Origin of the sequence: Aquimarina spongiae, assembly GCF_900141785.1 — a bacterium.
GTDB classification, from domain to species: domain Bacteria; phylum Bacteroidota; class Bacteroidia; order Flavobacteriales; family Flavobacteriaceae; genus Aquimarina; species Aquimarina spongiae.
The window spans coordinates 1-2093 of sequence record NZ_FQYP01000026.1; the positions used below are offsets into that span (position 1 = coordinate 1).

Genomic DNA, 2093 nt, shown 5'->3' on the forward strand with positions numbered 1-2093 from the left:
CTAGATGTAACGATTAGTAGTTTGTCTAAGCAAAACAATACGATAATAGATGATACTTTTCTTACGAATACCGTGGTGGTTTATCCTAACCCTACAGATGGAAAAGAGCTACGAATGGATTACCATTCTTTATCCAAGAATACAGCATACATATCTATTTATAATATGCTAGGAAGAAAACTGAAATCGATTCATGATCCTTATGAAGGGATAAATGCAAGAAGTATGGATCTCAGCAATTTTATAGACGATCTTCAAAAAGGGCAATATATAATCAAAGTATCTCTTGATCACATCACAAGTACAGTAAAAATAACAAAACAATAGAGTACAAAGGTATTTTCAATAAGTGATCTCAGAAGGATACATTTTCAATATGTCATAATTTGAAAAGTAATAAGCTACCTCAGAATAATTAATCGAAACACAAATCCTATGAAAACATTCAAATTATTAGTAGTAATGCTATGCGCTTTTACCTGTGCTATCGGGTATTCGCAATCTTATTTAACCAATGTAAAACCAATTACTTCGGGAGGAGACTTTAGTACACCAGTATGGTCTCCAAATGGACAAAAAATACTTTTTACGAATCATGAAAACAGTACTTTGTTTTTTGTCGATCTCAAAAAAAAGAATAAAGTAGAAAAAGTAAAAAGTGCTGAAGGTATTGGGTATTTAGCCAACTGGTCAGCAGATAGTAATAGTATCATATTCCGAGAAAAACCCGAAGGAGGAACTTTCTCTGACCTCAAGGTAAAAAGCATCAATCTGGTATCTAAAAAGGAAAAAGTATTGGCCGGAGTACATCCCGATAATACGAAAATGGTGACCCAAACAAAATCAGGTAACCATTTGGTAGTATACATTAACCAAGAGACTTTAAAACTGGAGGGAAAACAAGGAAAAGCTGGAAAGCCCTGGGTAATTACCAAAGAAGAGGGACAATTTTATCATCCAATAGTTTCTCCAGATCAAAAATATGTGGTGGTTCATGAAGGAGCTAATATGTATAGCTACCCTATTTCAGGAAAAGGTCAAAGAAAAGATCTGGGGATAGGTTTGGCAAGTGGCTGGCTTCCAGATAGCAGTGGAATAGTCACTTTTGAGGATGAGAGTGAGGATGGACATGATGTTTCTGCTTCAGAACTCTTTTATATTTCTGCAAAATCTTCAAGAAAGATACAACTAACCGCTACGCCAAATACCATCGAAATGTGGGGAGATGTATCTCCAGATGGAAAGAAAATTGCGTTTTCTGACGAAAAAACCGGAGCCATATTTATCGCTGATTTTAACCTAAATAAGTAAACCATGAATACATCTAAATATTTGAATCACACTATTGTCATTATGGTCTTATTGACGGTAATGCTATTTTCAGGAACAAGTAATGCTCAAGTAGTTGTTATTGACCCAGGGCATGGATATACCTCTACCGGAGCAGATCCCGATGGAAGGACAGATACAGAGCATGCTACAGCACTTGCTGTAGGGTTGAAACTTCGTTCAAAATTGCAAAATGGATGTGGCAATTGGACCGTAAGAATGACAAGAACAACCAGAAATGGTTGGGTGTCGCTTACACAAAGAAGAGTAATGTCTAACAATTGGAGAGGAGATCGATTTATTAGTATTCATTGTAATGGGGGAGGAGGTACAGGAACCGAAACCTTTTGGTCTAGATCTAGTAATTCACCCAACGCAAGCAATAGTCGTTTCTCAAGAGAAGTTCAGGATCAAATGGTTGCTGGAGGGCAATGGGTGGATCGTAGGTCTTCTGAAGATCGCCCTTATTTAGGATTCACACTAGGAGTTTTGAATCAAAACAATGCAATAGGTATATTAAATGAAATTGGTTTTGTAGACTCTGCCGATAGAAATAAGTTACTGAGTGATACCTGGAGAGATCGATTTGCAGATGCTTATGTAACAGCATTAAAAAATAGTTTGGGGAATTGTTCTGGAGGAGGGACTCCACCACCCCCACCACCTTCAGGAGATACTACTGCACCAACCACTAGTATTAGTGCTAGTGGAGGGACTACGCAAGCTGGTGATTTTACGGCCAACTTTACGGATAATGATAATGT

3 protein-coding genes are annotated in these 2093 nt (G+C 37.4%); all 3 read left to right on the plus strand.

Annotated features, from left to right (window positions below; genetic code table 11):
* On the plus strand, positions 1 to 327 hold a 327-nt coding region (locus tag BUE24_RS23530; protein ID WP_139242111.1), incomplete at its 5' end, for a T9SS type A sorting domain-containing protein.
* 108 nt (positions 328 to 435) lie between these two features.
* Positions 436 to 1311: a TolB-like translocation protein gene (locus BUE24_RS23535; protein ID WP_073322215.1), complete on the plus strand. Its 876-nt coding sequence runs from the start codon at positions 436 to 438 to the stop codon at positions 1309 to 1311.
* A 3-nt stretch (positions 1312 to 1314) separates the two neighbouring features.
* A partial coding sequence (locus tag BUE24_RS23540; protein WP_139242112.1) for an N-acetylmuramoyl-L-alanine amidase occupies positions 1315 to 2093 on the plus strand: 779 nt, incomplete at its 3' end.

Excerpts from the sequence above, each read along its gene's own strand:
- BUE24_RS23535 (WP_073322215.1), top strand. The coding sequence starts at position 436 with ATGAAAACATTCAAATTATTAGTAGTAATGCTATGCGCTTTTACCTGT.